The sequence below is a fragment of the Flavobacterium restrictum genome (genome assembly GCF_007097245.1).
Lineage (GTDB): Bacteria > Bacteroidota > Bacteroidia > Flavobacteriales > Flavobacteriaceae > Flavobacterium > Flavobacterium restrictum.
The window spans coordinates 114,326-133,081 of the sequence record NZ_VJZT01000011.1 but is presented as its reverse complement, the minus strand read 5'-3'; the positions used below and the strand labels follow the sequence as shown (position 1 = coordinate 133,081).

The following is an 18,756-nucleotide window of genomic DNA, read 5'->3' as shown; positions in this document are numbered from 1 at the left end:
TAAAAGTAAGCGCCTAAAAGCAGGATGGGACAATCAATATCTGGAAAAATTAATCAAATTATGATGCGTTTGCCCTGGGGTGTTTATGAGAAAGTTTGTTTCGCATCTATTCGAGTTGTATATTACGCTCCCACGTAACCCTACTAAAATGAAACAAAACCTCTTGATTTTTATTTCTCTTTTTATTATTCAACTAACATTTGGACAAAGTGCAGATGAATTGAATCAACAATCAAAAGCATTAGTGCAACAAGGAAAATACAATGAAGCCTTCCCAATTTTAAAAAAATCAGCTGAATTAGGAAATGCTGAAGCTCAATATAATTTGGGATATTTTTTGCAAAACGGAGTAGCTGGGGTTAAAAACGAAAAAGAAGCTGTCGAATGGTATAAAAAATCATCTGACAATGGATTTAATGACGGACATTATGCATTGATGATGGCTTATGGTAACGGACAAGGAATCGAACAAAACTCTGAAAAGGCTTTTGAATATGCGCTGAAATGTGCAAACAATAATGATGCTACTTGTATGTGGAATATTGTAGATTGTTATCTGACAGGAAATGGTGTAAAAGCTGACACATCAAAATTCAAAGAATGACTAATAAAACTTGCCAAGCTCTCCAATCCTGAAAATCTTGCTTTGAGCGGAAATATAACTTCTGCAAGATTAGAATTAGCTAACTTTTATAAAAATGGAAAATATTTTGAAAAAGATAATTACCAAAGCTATTTATGGTACTTAATCTACAATGAATCAAAAATTGATTTTAGTATTTTAAAACAGGAAGAAGCAATTAAAGACATCAAAGAACTAGAGAAAAATTTATCTAAAGAACAAATCGAAAAAGCACCAAAAGATGCTCAAATATTGCTAGGAAGAAAGTTGGACAAAGTAAGTGAACTTTATAAAAACTCTCTCTAGTAAGCACATCATATAAAAGCTACAGCGGATTTGGGCAATTGGTTTAATAGAAAGTTGGTTTTGTATTTGGAATGATTTAGCAAATTCGAATAATGCCCAAACCTCGCCTAGCGGCGGGAATTTAGCAGTAACTTTTGCGCAAAAAACGAAAAAATTTGAATTTAATACCAATTATTGGTATCTTTGATAAAAAAAATTATGGCACGAAATACATCAATACTATTAGGAGACTATTTTGAAAATTTTATTAATGAACAAATTTCTACAGGAAAATATAGTTCAGTAAGTGAAGTTGTTAGAACTGCTTTAAGAATTTTCGAGCAAGAAGAAACTAAAACAAAATCTTTGATCAATGAACTAGAAATTGGCGAAAAGAGTAGTAAAATCAGAAATTTTGACCGCAATAAAAATCTTGAAATGCTAAAAGCTAATTTCCAAAAATAATGTCAGAGTATATAATTAGTGAAAAGGCATTAGAAGACATTAATAACATTTGGATTTATACAGCAGATAATTGGTCAGTTGAACAAGCAAATAGGTATTATAACTTAATTATTGACGAAATTGAATATATCGTAGCTAATTTTGATATGGCTTGCGACTTTGGAAAAATTAGAAAATCATATAAATATTCAAAAGTAAAATCACATTTAATTTTCTTTAAAAAAGACAAAACTAATGAAATTGAAGTCGTAAGAGTTTTACACGAAAGAATGGATATTGAAAATCGATTAGCGGAATAAAAAAAAAGCTACTGCTAACACGCGCTATAAGCAATTTGGGTTTTAGGCTTAATTTGAAATTTGATTTTGTATTTAGGATAAACTGATAAACCCAAAAATTAGTTTTGATTTAGTCACAAACCCGTCTAGTACTACAACAATCCAAGCAGGACCTTTTGCGCAAAACCAAAAAAAATACAAAAATACTACCCCCAATAGCTACCAACTCGTCATGAAAATAAGAACTGTCATTGTTTCCTTTCTACTGTTTTTTGCTAATCAACTTACGGCGCAAATTCCGTCAAACATTGCGTCTTTATTGCCGCAAGGAACGTTTATAAAGACTGATGTTGCTTACGCTGCAGATACGCTCGAAACGCGCACCCTTGACCTTTATGTCCCTGCGAATACCGCCAAAAAAGCAGCACTTGTCATTTGGATTCATGGAGGTGGTTGGAGACAAGGAGACAAATACGGCGATATGGAAAACATGAAAACAACCCTTACTGCCATTCTTGCTAATGGTTTTGCAGTTGCCTCTATCAACTACAGGTATAGCACTACCGCTATTTTTCCCGCCCAAATTCAAGATTGCAACCAAGCGATTGATTTTCTGTATAAAAACGCCAATACATATTATTTAGACAAAGACAACATAGCCGTCATTGGTTTTTCGGCAGGGGAATATTTGGCTTCGCTTATAGGAACGGCTACAAATGCTAAAATAAAAGCTTTTTATCCCAATAACAAGCAACCTGATTTCAAAATAAAAGGGGTAATTGACTTTTATGGCCCTTCGGATTTCATAGCTAGAATTGGGAGCATGGCTTTGAACGAGGGAGAACAACAATCAAGTTCAACTGCGCTACTTGGAGCACAACCAGTGATACGTCCTGATTTGGCAAAAATTGCCAGTGCAACTACGTATGTTGATAAAAAGGATCCACCGTTTCTCATTTTTCATGGCGATAAGGATACAACAGTTCCTATCACATTGTCAAAATTATTAGACTCTTACTTAAAGCTGGCTGGGGTTGCCAGTGATTTTGTAATTGTTCCTAATGGTCAACATGGCGGTTTAGGATTCGATTCCGAGGCGATAAAAGACACCGTTATATTGTTTTTAAAAACAAATTTAAAATAGTTTCAATCAAACTAAGTAACAATAATTGTATGATGCCGTATTTTAAAAAATTAGAAAAATGTGGTAATAGATTGATTTTGAACTGTTATTGGCAATATTGCTTCTTTTGACTTTACGACATTAAAACTTTCGACTTACTTAGTACTGCTAATCGATTAACCATTTCTCAAAACAAAACCGCTTTAAACGAATTTGATTTTAAAAAAAAATGCCTGAATATTACCTTGATTTAGAATACCTAGCCGTTGTATACGATAAAGAAGCACTCAATTTCAAGGAATTTGAATGTTGTACGTTTACTAATTGTAACTTCTCGGACTGTAATTTTATTGCGGTCACTTTTATCGATTGTGTTTTTAATTCCTGCATGTTTAATGGAACTCAAATCAATCATGTTGCGCTGCGAACCGTTCGTTTTAATGATTGCGAAATCAAAGAGGTGAATTTTGCCATGTGCGACAAACTCATTTTTGAAGTTCATTTTAAAGATTGTGTGCTGGATTTTTCCAAATTTTACACCTTAAAATTAAAAGGAACTACGTTCATCAATTGCAGTTTAATTGCGATAGATTTTATGGCAACTGATTTAACCGAAGTCCTTTTTGAAAATTGCGATTTGTACCGCTCCGAGTTTGCCAAAGCTATTGCCAACAAAGCCAATTTCAAAACCAGTTTTAATTACACCATTGATCCAACCAAAACAAAGCTTAAAAAAGCAATTTTTGGTCTTAAAGGACTCAAAGGCTTGTTATTTAAGCATGATATTGTGGTGCACTAATCCTAATTAAATTCCTTATTTTTTATCAATCATCACGTAAACGCTTCCCCAAGCCGGAACGGTTACCTTAATTCCGTTAGTTGTTACTGCTGATTTTGCTTTTAGAGTCGCATAATTTTGAGGACCTCCCGCAGCGTTTGTAGTGCCTTCGTCATTCACTTTTACTTTTCGTGAAAATTCTCCATTGTCATTTTCTCCTGCCAAACTATACCAATAATAACGAGTACCAACAGACAGATTTTTGGTTTTAATTTCAACATTTTGCGCAGTTCCCGAGGTGTTAAGTACCGTAACATTAGATTGCCCAGTAGTATAGGTCGAGGCATAAGCTTTGATATTTTGGTTGCCTGCAACTGTGGTAGGAACCAATCGGTCGCCCAAACATTTCTGAAAATAATACATGTGATAAAAAGAAGGTCTTGGTGTCCAATCAGCAATTCCAGGTTCACCTCGGCTAAAAAGACCGTGATCGTTTCCGTTTTCCCAAGCATTCGCCAAATCCCATCTTGCGGCTAATCCGTACTTATTTTTGATAGCTTCAGCTTGAACGATAACAGCAAAAAGACCACTATTATTTGACACTTGTTGCTTGCTGTCTTTGGCCCACATATTCCACTCTGTAAAGGCAAATGGTTTTGTTGCAACGTTATTAATTTTTAATTCATTGGTAACAAAAGCCATCATTTCGGCAGGAACGGTTGTGGCCGCTTTTAGGATTGTACTGGCTGCAGAATTTTCATTATAGGGAGTTATATAGTTGTGTACAATATAATAATCCGGAGTATAATCAACTTGGTTATTAATTTCTGGAAGCATAGTGGCATTCCAAGTTTTTGTTGTTTCAACTTGGTAGGATTGTATGGGCGACTCTTGCATTACGGCACCAATTTTTATAACTTTTCCAATAGCTTTAGCCGCTTTACGCATTTCTCTAGCAAATATTTTAAAATGCTGTGCATACAATTTTCCAGTCAATAATTCGGGCTGACCATCTTGATTTTTAGACACATCAATTCGATACCCCGCTTCCCAATCGGCGTAGCTTTCGTTACCAATTTCCCAATATTCGGTTCTGCCATTATCATATGCAACCCAATCAGCGGCTAGTTTTGCAGCATCCATAACGGGATCTTTTCCTGTTCCGTAACGAGCGTAGCCGTAATTACAAGTAATGATGCTTTTGCTATTGCTTTTGGACAACATGGCATAATAATCATCAACAGTTGGTCGCCAATTTTCTTGGGTTTTGCCATAAGTAAATCCTTGTTTTTTACCCTCTTTATCAATATAACAATCGGGAACTCCTGGTGAAGTGGCATCTACAGCATTCCAAAAATACGCATCACTCCCACTCCCACCCGGCAAACGAACAATGTGGGGTTGCAAGTTAGTAAGATCGGTTATAAAACTGGCTTCATTCAATTTTCCTGACCAATTATTACCATTTTGTCCAAAAATAGTCGTTGGTATTTTAGCTATTATCGATGTGGCATCAATAGTAACAGTCGTTGAAGCAGCACTGGGAATTTCTCCAGAAACATACGTTGGCGGAACATATTGCTTGGCTTGCCAATTGTCTAGAAAGAATCCTACTGTACTCGCAACCGCTGGATCTGCTGGAGTAGTTATCACGTCAGGAGTTGGAGTTGGGGTTATGGGAATAGCTGAATCTCCTCCATTCGAGCAGGAAAACAAAATTATTCCAGCCAAAATAAAATAAGTAATTTTAGATATTAAAGAGGGAGCTACTTGCATATAGTTGTTTTTTAGTCAATTAAAAATATTTTTGATAGTATTCACTTTTCAAAAATAATCCAATCTACTAGAAACAACTAATCGTAATTATTCAAATAGTACGCATAAATTAGCATAAAATGTAAAAAAAAGAAACAAAATTTAATAATTATATCCTTAAATCGCTATTTTTTTCTCCATCATATAATCTTCCATAAGATAGCCGTTACCAATTTCGGTATCGAACTCATCTACAATTTCAAAACCCATTTTTTTATAAAACAAAACTGCTTTATTGAATTTATTTACATTCAAATTCAAGCAAGTCGTTGTTTCCTCTTGCGCAGTTTTTGTAATATAATCTAAAAATAGCTTGCCAATTCCTTTGCCCTGTCCTTCGGGAAGAATATAAATCTTGTGAATTCGAGTTTTATTGCCTTTCGAATAATGATGCTCATAAACGGCAAAACCATGACACGAATCACCTTCGGTAGCCAACAAAAACAGCTGTCCATCAGCCATGTTTTTTAATAAAACATCGGTTTCGTACCAACTTTTAAGCATATAATCAATTTGCTCCACCGAGAGAATTTCGCCATAAGTAACAGGCCAAGTTTTGTACGCTATTTCTTGAATAATCAATACATCATTAATTGTAGCAAGAGTAATTTTTACCATTTTTAGATTTTATTGGGACAGTATAATGGAATTATAATAAATATCTCGATTCGTAATTGTAAAAAATTAGCCATGTATAGTTTCGTTTTTGCCATAATTAGCAATCACACTTTCCTCAAATGCCAACCACTCTCGCCAGCGTTTTTCTACATCAATTCCTACTCCGTATTTTCGGGCGTAGGTAATAAAAGTGGTGTAATGACCGGCTTCGCTCTCCATTAAATCTCTATAAAAAACAGCTAATTCTTCGTCATTAATATTTTCCGAAAGTACTTTGAAACGTTCACAACTTCTGGCTTCGATCATTGCCGAAAACAACAAACGCTCCACCAATCCCGATACGCGACTGCCGTTACCGCTTTTTTTCATATACAAATACAACTCATTAACATAATCGTCTTTGCGCTCGCGTCCTAGTTTTAACCCTCGCTTGATAATAATATTGTGTACTTGTTCGAAATGATCGATTTCTTCTTTGGCCAAAGCCATTAAATCTTGTACTAAATCCTGATATTCGGAATTATTGGTGATAATGGTAATGGCATTTGTTGCCGCTTTTTGTTCGCACCAAGCGTGATCGGTCAAGATTTCTTCAATGTTTTTCTCGACAATATTTACCCATCTAGGGTCGGTTGGTAATTGTAATCGTAGTACTGCCATTTTTCTTTAAGTCTTAAAGTTAGACAGTCTTAAAGCATAAAGTCGAAAGCAAAAAAACCAAGACAGAATATTAAATTCCAATCCAAGACTTTTGACTTTCGACTTTAAACTGTAAGACTTATTTATTTTTAATAAACGAAAATCGCTCTTTCGCTCATCATTTCATTCACTTCGGCAGCTACTTGTTCGATCACCTCCTCATTGGTATGATCCACAAGCACTCTGTCGATTAGCGCTACAATAGTTTCCATGTCATCTTCTAGTAAACCACGAGTCGTAATAGCGGCAGTTCCTACACGAATTCCAGATGTTACAAACGGTGATTTGTCATCAAAGGGAACCATGTTTTTATTTACAGTAATTTCAGCTTTTACCAATGCGTTTTCGGCATCTTTACCAGAAATTCCTTTGTTTCTCAAATCAATCAACATCATGTGATTATCTGTCCCGCCAGAAATAATTTCGTACCCTCTTTTTACAAAAGCATCCGCCATAGCATTGGCATTTTTTTGCAATTGCAAAGCGTAGGTAAAAAATTCGTCTTTCAAAGCTTCACCAAAAGCGACTGCTTTGGCGGCAATAATATGCATTAAAGGCCCCCCTTGATTACCCGGGAAAACGGCTAAATCCAATAGCGAAGACATCATTCTGATTTCGCCTTTTGGAGTAGTCAAACCCATTTTGTTTTCAAAATCTTTCCCCATCATAATCAATCCACCACGTGGGCCACGCAACGTTTTGTGCGTAGTTGTAGTAACAATATGACAATGTGGCAATGGATCGTTTAATAATCCTTTGGCAATAAGTCCCGCTGGATGCGAAATATCTGCCAATAAAATAGCCCCAACACTATCTGCAATGACTCTAAAACGTTCAAAATCCATATCACGGGAATAGGCCGAAGCTCCTGCGATAATTAATTTAGGTTGCTCTCTAGTGGCTATTTCTTGAATTTTATCATAATCTAAACGTCCAGTTTCCTTATCAACTCCGTAAAAAGAAGGAGTATACAAACGTCCCGAAAAGTTTACAGGCGAACCGTGTGTTAAATGACCTCCGTGAGACAAATCAAATCCTAGAATTTTATCTCCAGGTTTGATACACGCGTGATACACAGCTGTATTAGCCTGGGAACCCGAGTGTGGCTGCACATTTGCATAAACAGCTCCAAACAATTCTTTGGCCCTATCTATAGCAATTTGCTCAATAACATCTACTACTTCGCAACCGCCGTAGTATCTTTTGCCCGGGTATCCCTCGGCATATTTATTGGTTAAAACTGATCCTGCTGCTTCTAATACTTCGTCACTTACGAAGTTTTCGGAAGCGATAAGTTCCAATCCGTGAATTTGTCTGTCTTGTTCTTCAAGAATAAGGTCAAAAATTTGTTCGTCGCGTTGCATTTCTTTGATTTTCGTTAATTTGTCGCAAAAATACAAAAAAACGTTTGGTAAATAGTTAGATTATAATATATTTGATGAGTAATTTTCAACAAATTAATTAACAAATTATGCCAATATCCGCCAACAATACCAGTCGAAAATCATGGTTGCCAGTTCCTAATAATAGTGATTTCCCCATTCAAAACATTCCTTTTGGTGTTTTTTTGACCAAAGAAAATGTAGTGACAGTAGGCACACGAATTGGCGATTACGCTATAGATTTGGGCGCATTACAACAGTTGAATTACTTTGAAGGCATTGAACTTACGGATGATATGTTCATGCAAGACACCTTGAATGATTTTATTTCGGATGGCAAAAAAACATGGCGTTTGGTTCGCAATCGGATTGCTGCTATTTTTGATGCTGTAAATCCTGAATTGCGTGACAATACAAAACATCGCAATGTAATCATCTTCAACATGGTTGATGTAGAGATGCAATTGCCCGTGTTAATTGGCGATTATACCGATTTTTATTCCAGCAAAGAGCACGCAACAAATGTTGGCAAAATATCCCATAATCAGGAAAACGGGCTATTGCCCAATTGGCTTCATATTCCAGTAGGGTACCACGGCAGAAGCTCCACCATTGTTCCTTCGCACATTCCAGTAAATAGACCCATGGGACAAACCTTGCCTAATGGCGAAGTTACTCCTGTTTTTGGGCCATCACGATCAGTTGATTTTGAACTAGAAACTGCTTTTATTACTACCGATGCCAATATAATGGGTGAAAATATTCCCATAAGCGAAGCCGAAGATTATATTTTTGGGATGGTTTTATTGAATGATTGGAGTGCACGCGATATTCAAAAATGGGAAAATATACCACTAGGCCCATTTTTAGCTAAAAATTTTGCAACTTCCATCTCGCCTTGGATTGTAACACTCGATGCTTTAGAACCATTTCGAACCAAGGGGCCAAAACAAGCACCTACACCTCTTCCCTATTTGCAACAAAAAGGAAAAAACTCATTTGATATTAATTTAGAAGTGGCCATTCAGCCCGAAAACGGCGAACCAACGGTAGTTACAAATTCTAATTTCAAGCACTTATATTGGACAATGCACCAGCAATTAGCATACCATACCTCCAATGGTTGTCGTGTCAATTCAGGCGACATGATGGGATCAGGAACCATTTCTGGCCCTACGCAGGATAGCCTAGGATCCATGCTTGAGTTGACTTGGGGAGGCAAAAACCCCATTCAATTAAATGATGGTAGCTCTAGAAAATTCATCAATGATTTTGATACCGTTATTATAAAAGGGCATTGTCAAAACGGGCAAGTACGCATTGGTTTTGGCGAAGTTTCTAGTAAACTGCTACCTCCTTTTACACGAAAATAAAAACAAAATGAAACATTCCACAAAACCTAACATCAAACCAGCTTGTTAGGTTTTTTTATGGCATTGTTTTTGAAATTCCCAATTTAAACCAAAACAACCCGCTCCTATATTGACTAAAAAATTACAATCATGAAAAAAATTACTCTTTTAGCAGTACTAATCCTCCTCACTTCTTGTGGCGTAAAACAAACCAAAAATTTAGTAAGCAATGGAAATTATGATCAAGCAATTGAGAATGCGATTGCCAATTTAAAAACCAATAAAGACAAAAAAGGCAAGCAAGATTATATTTATTTGCTCGAAGAGGCTTTCGCCAAAGCCAAAGAACGCGATTTAAACGAGATCAATTTACTGACCAAAGAGGCAAATCCAGCACAAATCGAAAAATTGTATACACTATATATGCAACTGAACGAACGTCAGGAAAAAATAAAACCAATACTGCCCTTGCGACTCCTAAAAGAAGGTCGGAATGCTATTTTCCCTTTTGACAACTATAATTCCGAGATTGTTTTCAGCAAAAATAATTTATCGAATTACCTATATACTAATGCCAAAGCATTGCTATTAACTACAAATAAAATGAGTTTTCGCAAAGCCTATGACGATTTGAATTATCTCAACCAAATCAATCCCAATTATAAGGATGTACTAAAACGAATAGACGAAGCCCAATTTAAAGGAACCGATTTTGTCATGGTCAGCACACACAACGAAACCAATATGATAATTCCCGTTCGTTTGCAAAATGATTTATTGGATTTTAGCACCTACGGACTCAACGATAAATGGACTGTATATCACAATAGCAAGCAACAAGGAATTGATTACAATTACAATATGCTCATCAATTTTAGAGCAATATACCTTTCGCCAGAGCAAATAAAAGAAAAAGAATTCGTAAAAGAACGACAAATAAAAGACGGTCAAAAACGATTGATTGATGCCAATGGCAAAGTTGTCTTGGACGAAAAAGGAAAAGAAGTACTTGTCGATAATCTCAAAATGGCAACCGTACGCATTTATGAATTCAGACAATACAAATCCTGCCAAGTAACTGCCAAAATTGATTTTGTAAATTCCAGAACCAACGAATTAATACAATCATTTCCAGTAACTAGCGAATTTATTTTCGAAAACATGTATGCCACCTACAAAGGAGATAGACGCGCCTCTGACGATAATTATTATTCGTTTTTTGATAAAAAAGCAGTCCCATTTCCTAGCAACGAACAAATGATTTACGATACAGGAGAAGATTTAAAAGCAAAAATCAAATCAATTCTTGCCAATAACAAATTCAAATAGCGCTCTATAACCGTCAATTATAAGCTATTCTACTCAAAAGCAAGGATTAAAGGCACAGGATACCTAAAAAAAACCAAAACAAGCTCTTTAAATCAATCACTAAATTCGCAACCAAAAGAACAAAAAAGTGATTTTGACTTTACAAAACCCATTATTGGTTTAAAAAAATAAATTATTCGCAAAAATGCAGCTGAAAATAAAAAATTGATTTTTTATTCCACTTTTAGTTGTATTTTTGCGCCAATGAATAACAAAAGTTTACATATAACTTCTCCCTCACGGAAAAACCGACCAGCTACTTCTCCCGAAGTACGGACACTATTAGTATAGTTTCCCATTAGCTTTTCGTTTTAGTATTCATTTTTCATTTCAACATTTTGAAATCATATTTTTTTCTCGTTGGATTTTCAAATCCAAAAAAACAACAGCTTTTTTCAGTAATCAATTATAATTCAAATTGTTGGAACACAACTTGGACTTATTTTATTTTAAATTCAAAATAATCATGATTGCTATAGCCCAAAAAACATCTCGATTTTTAACCCGTAATTCGACTTTTGAAATGAATATTTCTATCGTAGTAGCACAAGAAGAGCATTATAAATTCTCGCAAGAAATATGCGAAACTATTGAATTATCAGCCTTATTGAGAGGCACCGGTATTGCCAAAAGAACTCCCGAATACATCCAGAAAAAAATGGAAACTAGAGATGCCATGATTGCATTAATAGACGGGAAATTTGCTGGTTTTTGCTATATCGAAAGCTGGCAACACGCCCAGTTTGTGGCACATTCTGGCTTAATTGTTCATCCTGATTTTAGAAATTTAGGTCTAGCCAAAAAAATCAAATCCAAAGTATTCGATTATTCATTAGAAAAATATCCAAATGCCAAAGTATTTGGAATCACAACAGGATTAGCTGTCATGAAAATCAATTCGGATTTAGGATACAAACCTGTTCCTTTCTCGGAATTAACGACGGATCCCAGCTTTTGGTCGGGTTGTAAAACCTGTACTAATTTTGAAATTTTGCAAAGCAAAGAAAACAAAATGTGTCTCTGTACCGGAATGCTCTATGACCCAAAAGAAAAGCAAAAAGACCCACCCAAACATCCCTTTAATGTCCGGATTTGGAACCGATTGAAAGAAATTAAACAAGCCCTTTTCTTAAAAAAATAAATTGTTCTTGGCTTTTAGCAATCCGCTTTTAGCTCTAAAAATTAAACAACAACAAAGCCAAAAGCCAAAAGCTAATGGCCAAAAGCCTAAAAAAATGAAAAAAGTAGTATTAGCATACAGCGGCGGATTGGACACATCCTACTGTCTTAAATATTTAAAAAACGAAAAAGGGTACGAAGTGCATACCGTATTAATCAACACAGGAGGTTTTGACGAAGCCGAATTAAAAGCAATCGAAGACAGAGCTTACGAACTAGGAAGCGCCAAACACGCCAACCTAACAATCGTTGATAAATATTATGACAAAGCCATTAAATATTTAATTTACGGCAATGTTCTAAAAAACAATACGTATCCCCTATCCGTAAGTGCAGAACGTGTTTTTCAAGCGATTGAAGCCATAAAATACGCCAAATCTGTTGGTGCCGAAGCCATTGCTCACGGAAGTACCGGTGCCGGAAACGACCAAATTCGTTTTGATTTGATTTTCCAAACCATCGCTCCCGAAATTGAAATTATCACTCCTATTCGTGACTTGAAGTTATCTCGTCAGGAAGAGGTAGATTATTTATCTAAAAATGGGGTACATTACTCTTGGGAAAAAGCGCAATACTCGATCAACAAAGGACTTTGGGGAACAAGCGTAGGCGGAAAAGAAACCTTAACATCAAGTAAACCTTTACCAAGCGAGGCTTATCCATCTCAATTGACAAAGGAAGGCGAAGAAAAAGTAACCCTTCAATTCGAAAAAGGGCAACTAGTAGGTATCAATGGCGTTCTTGATGCACCAACCAAAAATATCGTTGCACTAGAGAAATTGGCCAACGCATACGCCATTGGTAGGGATATTCACGTAGGCGACACGATTATCGGAATCAAAGGAAGAGTTGGTTTTGAAGCCGCTGCGCCTTTAATCATCATCAAAGCACACCATTTGTTAGAGAAACACACGCTTGGTAAATGGCAACAATACTGGAAAGAACAACTAGGAAACTGGTACGGAATGTTATTTCACGAAGGACAATTTCTGGATCCCGTAATGCGCAACATCGAAACTTTCTTGGAATCAACTCAAGAAACAGTAAACGGAACCGTGATTGTTTCGCTAAAACCATACCATTTTACGCTGGACGGAATTGAGTCCGAAAACGACTTGATGAACACCGGTTTTGGTCAATACGGCGAAATGAACAACGCTTGGACTTCTGACGATGCCAAAGGATTTATCAAGATTTTAGGTAATGCTCAAAACATATTTTCATCGGTAAACGACTTGAAATACGATTAATACGGCTATTTAAAGAAGTGTCAGGAGCGAAAATTTAGGCATTTTCTGGAGATATTGGTTCCCGCAGTCCTTCCAATCTTTTTTTAGATTTTTATACCTGTCAGGTTTTAGAAACCTGACAGGTATAAAAATCTAAAAAAAAGGATTTTCCCTCCCATCGGGGCTAAAGAGCGAATATTGATATTTTCCAGGTTTATCCTGCAAGGTTTTTTTCAAACCTTGCAGGTATAATTTAGGTTATTTTAATACCTACAAGGTTAAAAAAAACCTTGCAGGAAAGTAACAAAACACATTTACGGTTATCGCATATTTTAAAAATAAAAAATTATGATTAATATTGGAATCATTGGCGGATCAGGCTATACAGCTGGAGAACTCATCAGAATATTGATGTTTCATCCCAATGCCAAACTCGATTTTGTGTACAGCACCACCAATGCTGACAAACCGCTTTCGGTAGCGCATCACGATTTGTTGGGCGATATCGAAATGAACTTTACCGATACCGTAAATCCAAACGTAAATGTAGTTTTCTTGTGTTTGGGACACGGAAAATCAAAAACATTTTTGACCGAAAACCAATTTGCGAGCCATACCAAAATCATCGATCTTGGAAATGATTTCCGATTGCATAAAGACAAAGTTTTTGATGGTAAAAAATTCGTTTACGGCTTACCAGAACTGAATAAAGTGGCGATTAAAAACGCCAATTACATCGCCAATCCAGGTTGTTTTGCTACTGCGATTCAATTAGCTTTATTGCCTTTGGCGAAAGCCAAATTGTTAAAAGGAGACATTCACATCAACGCCACTACGGGAAGCACAGGAGCTGGAGTTGGACTTTCGGAAACGTCACATTTTAGTTGGAGAAACAATAATATGTCGCATTACAAAGCTTTCGAACACCAACATTTGGGCGAAATTTCAGAAAGCTTATACCAATTACAGGATAATTTTACCAACGAATTGCTTTTTATCCCGAACAGAGGCGATTTTCCAAGAGGAATTTTTGCCACTTTATACACTACTTGCGACGAAAGTTTAGAAGTTGTTGTAGCCAAATACGAAGCTTTTTATGCAACCCAACCGTTTGTAACCATTACCACGACTGGCATCAATATGAAACAAGTGGTTCAAACTAATAAATGCATTATCAGTTTAGAAAAAAAAGGAAACCGGATTTTAATCACCTCGGTCATCGATAATCTAGTCAAAGGCGCCTCGGGACAAGCCATTCAAAACATGAATTTACTATTTGGATTGGAGGAAAGTACGGGATTGCATTTGAAACCAAGTGGATTTTAATTTTTTATTTTAAATGCTAAATTTTAAATTCTAAATTTAAAAAAGAGGCTCATTTAAAATTTAAAATTTACAATTTAAAATAATTAAACATGAACTTATTTGACGTTTACCCATTATACAATATCACTCCTGTAAAAGCGCTAGATTGCACGATTACAGACGAAAACGGAGTAGAATATTTAGATTTATACAGTGGCCACGGAGTAATTTCCATTGGGCACACACAACCGGATTATGTAGCCAAATTGAAAAACCAATTGGACAATATTGGGTTTTATTCGAATGCAATTCAGAATCCATTGCAAGTGGAATTGGCGGCCAAATTAGGCAAACTTTCAGATTGCGAAGAATACAGTTTATTCTTGTGCAGTTCTGGAGCCGAAGCCAATGAAAATGCGCTAAAAGTAGCTTCTTTTCACAACGGAAAATCAAGAGTAATTGCTTTTGATAATTCTTTCCACGGAAGAACGTCGGCGGCGGTTGCAGTGACAGATAATAAAAAAATCGTGGCGCCAATCAATGCGCAACAAATCGTTACTTTCCTGCCGTTAAACAACCTTGATTTGGTGGAAACCGAATTGAAAAAAGGCGATGTTTGTACTGTAATTATCGAAGGAATTCAAGGCGTTGGCGGATTGGACGAAGGCACAACCGAATTTTTTCAAGGAATAGAAAAATTGTGTAATCAGTACGAGGTGGTTTTGATTTTAGACGAAGTACAGTCGGGTTACGGTAGGAGCGGGAAATTTTTCGCCTTTCAGCACCACAACATCAAACCAGATATTATTTGCCTAGCCAAAGGAATGGGCAACGGTTTTCCAATTGGAGGCATCATGATTTCGCCTAAATTTACGGCAAGCTACGGATTACTGGGAACTACTTTTGGCGGAAGCCACCTTGCTTGTGCTGCAGGAATTGCCGTTTTAGACGTAATCGAAAATCAAAAATTGATGAATAACGCAAATGAGGTGTACGCCTATTTCTTGGAAGCCATAAAACAAGTTCCTGAAATCGTGAAAGTAAAAGGAAAAGGATTGATGCTGGGCGTAGAATTTGACTTTGATGTGAGTGCTTTGCGCAAAAAAATGATTGTCGAAAAACACATTTTTACAGGAAGTGCCAACAATAAAAACTTGTTGCGAATTTTGCCGCCTTTGACCATCAAAAAAGAAGCTATTGCTACTTTTATTGTAGCTTTGAAAGAAAGTTTGGCGGAGTTGAAATAAAAGGCTCCGCAAAGTCACTGACTTTGTGAAAGTGAAAATCGGTCTCTGACCGTATACAAAACGAAGGCTTAAAACCTTCAAACAAATCTTCAAAGTCGGAGATTTGCGAAACAAAAGAATTAAAATCATAAAGATGAACATATTATTATCCATAGAAAAACGGAATGCTGTTTTGAGCCAGATGGCAGAGCTTTTGGAACAAGAAAGAGCCAATCTTAAAGCAATTAATCAACAGGATTTAAGTAATTATTCTGGGGATGATTTGGCTATGGAAAAACGACTTTTGGTAGATGACGCCAAGATTGACGGCATGATTTTGTCGATGCAACAATTGGCGAGTCAGGAAGATCCTGTTGGGGTTAATCGATTTCATTTTACACATGAAAACGGGATGAAAATCACCAATAAAACAGCAGCTTTTGGCACCATAATGATTATTTACGAATCTCGTCCAGACGTTACGGTTGAGGCTGGTGGAATCGCTTTCAAATCTGGAAACAAAATTTTGCTGAAAGGCGGAAAAGAATCGTTGTTATCCAATTTGAAAATTGTTTCGTTGTGGCACCAAGCTTTATCAGCAAATGAAATTTCAACCAATTGGGTGGAATATTTGAATTACAATCGGGAAGAAACGCAAGCATTCCTAGAAAATCCAACACAAAAAGTCGATTTAATCGTGCCTCGTGGTGGCGAACAATTGATTGCATTTACCAAGAAACACGCCACTTGCCCAGTAATCGTTAGTGGTCGTGGCAATAATTTTGTGTATGTCAACAAGGAAGCCGATTTACTAAAAGCATTGAACATTATCATCAATGGAAAAACCACAAATATAGGCGTTTGCAATGCTTTGGATAAAGTTTTAATTGATTCCAATTTAGAAAATTGGGAGGATTTTGCAACTCATTTAGTTGCTGAATTGCAGAAATATAAGGTTGAAATATTAGGCGATGAACGCTTTTCAAAAGCAACAACTATTCCTCAGATTGAATCAGATTTGATTTGGTACGAAGAATTTTTGAATTATAAAATTGTCATCGGAATCGTAAATTCAAATGAAGGCGCCATTGCAAAAATAAACAAATATTGCGGCGGACATTCGGCTTCGATTATTACCGAAAACGATGCAATAGCCCAAGAATTTATGGAGCAAGTGGATTGTGCGGCCGTATATCAAAACGCTTCCACTCGTTTCACGGATGGCGGACAATTTGGTTTAGGAGGAGAATTGGCGATAAGCACCGATAAATTGCACCAACGTGGCCCAATCGGGTTGCAGCATTTAGTAACCAATAAATGGTATATTTACGGAGAAGGACAAGTCAGATAGCAGGTTAAAGATTGCAGATTTCAGGTTTCAGGTTTCAGATTAAAAAATCCGTTTTTATCTGTGTCTTCGCAAAGCGAATCCGTTTAATCCGAGTCCAATCTGACCAAAATGAATAAAAAATATGGCAAAAAAAAGAATATTATTAAAACTCGGCAGCAACACGCTCACCAAGGAAACCAATCACATTTCGAGAGGAAAGATTGAGGATATTGGTATGCAAATTGCCGCTCTCAAAGACGATTATGAATTCATTATTGTTAGTTCTGGAGCGATTGCGGCAGCCAAACAGTTTGTAAAATTGGACAATAATGACAAGGATGTATTTGTAAAACAAGCTTTGGCATCGATTGGACAGCCTCATTTGATGCGGATTTACCACGAAAATTTCAGCGATTTGGGATTGCATATTTCACAATGCCTGCTCTCCTACTCTGATTTTGAAAAACAACAATCCAAAGTCAACATCGTAAATACCATCAATGTATTGGTCAAAAACAGTTACATACCAATTATAAATGAAAACGATACGGTAGCAACAGATGAGATTAAATTTGGGGATAATGATAAATTAGCTGCTTTAACTGCTGTGCTATTAAACGTTGATATTCTGATAATTGCAACAAATACAAACGGAATTTATACCAAAGCATCTATACATGATGAAGTGCCCGAAACAATCCAATTAGTGACTGATTTATCGCTGTTGCAAAAAGAAATTGGCGATGCAAAATCCTCTCATGGAACGGGCGGAATGCAGTCTAAAATCGATTCGGCGGCGATAGCCAAAGCAGCCAATATCGAAACCTGGATTGTAAACGGACTCGAAGATAATTTTATGTTGAAGGCTTTGAAAAACGAGATTGCGTTTACCAAAATTGTATAAATTGGGACACGGATGATGCGGATTCGCTTTGCGAAGACACAGATAAAAACGGATTTTTTTAATTGATAAAAAAATTGAAAGAATTGAAGTATAGATCAAGTTTAAAACAAATTTTTGATATGGAATTATTACACGAAGAATTAACAAATGCAATTATTAAAACTTTTTACGAAGTTTATAATGAGTTGGGTTATGGATTTTTAGAAAAAGTATATCAAAATTCGTTATGTCTAGAATTAAAAAACAAAGGGCTTAAAGTAGAAGCTCAAAAGAGAATTGCGGTTTTCTATAAAGGAACTGAAGTTGGAGAATATTATGCAGATTTGCTAGTTGAAGATTTAATTATACTTGAATTGAAAGCCGCCGAATGTATTGTGAAAGATTTTGAAAATCAAATTTTAAATTATTTAAGAGCCACCGATTGTGAAGTAGGTTTGCTTTTAAACTTTGGAAAAAAACCAGAATTCAAACGAAAAATATTTGAAAATTATAGAAAATAAAAATAGAACGCAGATAACACGGATGCTCCGCAAACGCAGATAAAAACTGATTTTTTTTATTGATACTGAAATTAATTAGAAAAAAATCCGCTCTTATCCGTTTCTTCGCAATAGCGAATCCGTTTAATCAGCGTACAAAATAAGCAATAACAAAAAATCCGCTCTTATCCGTGTCTTCGCAATAGCGAATCCGTTTAATCAGCGTACAAAATAAGTAATAACAAAAAATCCGCTCTTATCCGTGTCTTCGCGATAGCGAATCCGTTTAATCAGCGTACAAAATAAGTAATAACCAAAA

General features: G+C 36.1%; 19 protein-coding genes. 15 read left to right on the top strand and 4 right to left on the bottom strand.

What is annotated here, in order from left to right; genetic code table 11:
* The first annotated feature begins 148 nt into the window (after window positions 1–148).
* From FNW21_RS16540 to FNW21_RS11445, 6 genes are all read left to right on the top strand, one after another.
* On the top strand, window positions 149–604 hold the full coding sequence (locus tag FNW21_RS16540; RefSeq protein ID WP_235889626.1) for a tetratricopeptide repeat protein: 456 nt from the start codon (window positions 149–151) through the stop codon (window positions 602–604).
* 42 nt (window positions 605–646) lie between these two features.
* Window positions 647–928: a hypothetical protein gene (locus tag FNW21_RS16535; RefSeq protein WP_235889625.1), complete on the top strand. Its 282-nt coding sequence runs from the start codon at window positions 647–649 to the stop codon at window positions 926–928.
* 198 nt (window positions 929–1,126) lie between these two features.
* A complete protein-coding gene (locus FNW21_RS11460; RefSeq protein ID WP_144256883.1) occupies window positions 1,127–1,372 on the top strand; it encodes a type II toxin-antitoxin system ParD family antitoxin in 246 nt (81 codons plus the stop codon).
* On the top strand, window positions 1,372–1,671 hold the full coding sequence (locus tag FNW21_RS11455; protein ID WP_144256882.1) for a type II toxin-antitoxin system RelE/ParE family toxin: 300 nt from the start codon (window positions 1,372–1,374) through the stop codon (window positions 1,669–1,671). The genes FNW21_RS11460 and FNW21_RS11455 overlap by 1 nt, the downstream gene beginning before the upstream one ends.
* A 211-nt stretch (window positions 1,672–1,882) precedes the next feature.
* On the top strand, window positions 1,883–2,794 hold the full coding sequence (locus FNW21_RS11450) for an alpha/beta hydrolase (protein WP_144256881.1): 912 nt from the start codon (window positions 1,883–1,885) through the stop codon (window positions 2,792–2,794).
* 208 nt (window positions 2,795–3,002) lie between these two features.
* Entirely contained in the window at window positions 3,003–3,572 is a 570-nt protein-coding gene (locus FNW21_RS11445; RefSeq protein WP_144256880.1) for a pentapeptide repeat-containing protein, read from the top strand.
* A gap of 15 nt (window positions 3,573–3,587) precedes the next feature.
* Here FNW21_RS11445 and FNW21_RS11440 read toward each other — a convergent pair whose 3' ends face one another.
* From FNW21_RS11440 to glyA, 4 genes are all read right to left on the bottom strand, one after another.
* On the bottom strand, window positions 3,588–5,327 hold the full coding sequence (locus FNW21_RS11440) for an alpha-L-arabinofuranosidase (RefSeq protein WP_144256879.1): 1,740 nt from the start codon (window positions 5,325–5,327) through the stop codon (window positions 3,588–3,590).
* Window positions 5,328–5,483: 156 nt separating this feature from the next.
* Window positions 5,484–5,984 (bottom strand): GNAT family N-acetyltransferase, encoded by a 501-nt coding sequence (locus tag FNW21_RS11435; RefSeq protein WP_144256878.1) that lies wholly within the window; start codon window positions 5,982–5,984, stop codon window positions 5,484–5,486.
* Between the two features lie 66 nt (window positions 5,985–6,050).
* Entirely contained in the window at window positions 6,051–6,644 is a 594-nt protein-coding gene (gene miaE, locus FNW21_RS11430; protein WP_144256877.1) for a tRNA-(ms[2]io[6]A)-hydroxylase, read from the bottom strand.
* A 128-nt stretch (window positions 6,645–6,772) separates the two neighbouring features.
* Window positions 6,773–8,047, bottom strand: a complete 1,275-nt coding sequence (gene glyA / locus FNW21_RS11425; RefSeq protein WP_144256876.1) for a serine hydroxymethyltransferase — start codon at window positions 8,045–8,047, stop codon at window positions 6,773–6,775.
* 107 nt (window positions 8,048–8,154) lie between these two features.
* Here glyA and fahA point away from each other — a divergent pair, with 107 nt between their 5' ends.
* The 9 genes from fahA (at window position 8,155) to FNW21_RS11380 (ending at window position 18,458) form a co-directional block, all read left to right on the top strand.
* Window positions 8,155–9,438, top strand: coding sequence for a fumarylacetoacetase (fahA, locus tag FNW21_RS11420; RefSeq protein WP_144256875.1), 1,284 nt, complete (start codon window positions 8,155–8,157; stop codon window positions 9,436–9,438).
* A gap of 129 nt (window positions 9,439–9,567) precedes the next feature.
* Window positions 9,568–10,746 carry a hypothetical protein gene (locus tag FNW21_RS11415; protein ID WP_144256874.1) on the top strand — a complete coding sequence of 393 codons (1,179 nt, stop codon included), beginning with the start codon at window positions 9,568–9,570 and terminating at the stop codon, window positions 10,744–10,746.
* 562 nt (window positions 10,747–11,308) lie between these two features.
* Window positions 11,309–11,926 carry a GNAT family N-acetyltransferase gene (locus tag FNW21_RS11410; protein WP_144256889.1) on the top strand — a complete coding sequence of 206 codons (618 nt, stop codon included), beginning with the start codon at window positions 11,309–11,311 and terminating at the stop codon, window positions 11,924–11,926.
* A 94-nt stretch (window positions 11,927–12,020) separates the two neighbouring features.
* Window positions 12,021–13,214: an argininosuccinate synthase gene (locus FNW21_RS11405; protein ID WP_144256873.1), complete on the top strand. Its 1,194-nt coding sequence runs from the start codon at window positions 12,021–12,023 to the stop codon at window positions 13,212–13,214.
* 327 nt (window positions 13,215–13,541) lie between these two features.
* Window positions 13,542–14,519: an N-acetyl-gamma-glutamyl-phosphate reductase gene (argC, locus tag FNW21_RS11400; RefSeq protein WP_144256872.1), complete on the top strand. Its 978-nt coding sequence runs from the start codon at window positions 13,542–13,544 to the stop codon at window positions 14,517–14,519.
* An 89-nt stretch (window positions 14,520–14,608) separates the two neighbouring features.
* A complete protein-coding gene (locus FNW21_RS11395) occupies window positions 14,609–15,745 on the top strand; it encodes an aspartate aminotransferase family protein (RefSeq protein ID WP_144256871.1) in 1,137 nt (378 codons plus the stop codon).
* A gap of 133 nt (window positions 15,746–15,878) precedes the next feature.
* Window positions 15,879–17,075 carry a glutamate-5-semialdehyde dehydrogenase gene (locus FNW21_RS11390; protein ID WP_144256870.1) on the top strand — a complete coding sequence of 399 codons (1,197 nt, stop codon included), beginning with the start codon at window positions 15,879–15,881 and terminating at the stop codon, window positions 17,073–17,075.
* Window positions 17,076–17,196: 121 nt separating this feature from the next.
* Entirely contained in the window at window positions 17,197–17,958 is a 762-nt protein-coding gene (proB, locus tag FNW21_RS11385) for a glutamate 5-kinase (RefSeq protein WP_144256869.1), read from the top strand.
* A gap of 62 nt (window positions 17,959–18,020) precedes the next feature.
* Window positions 18,021–18,458, top strand: a complete 438-nt coding sequence (locus FNW21_RS11380) for a GxxExxY protein (RefSeq protein WP_317129301.1) — start codon at window positions 18,021–18,023, stop codon at window positions 18,456–18,458.
* The last annotated feature ends 298 nt before the right edge of the window (window positions 18,459–18,756 follow it).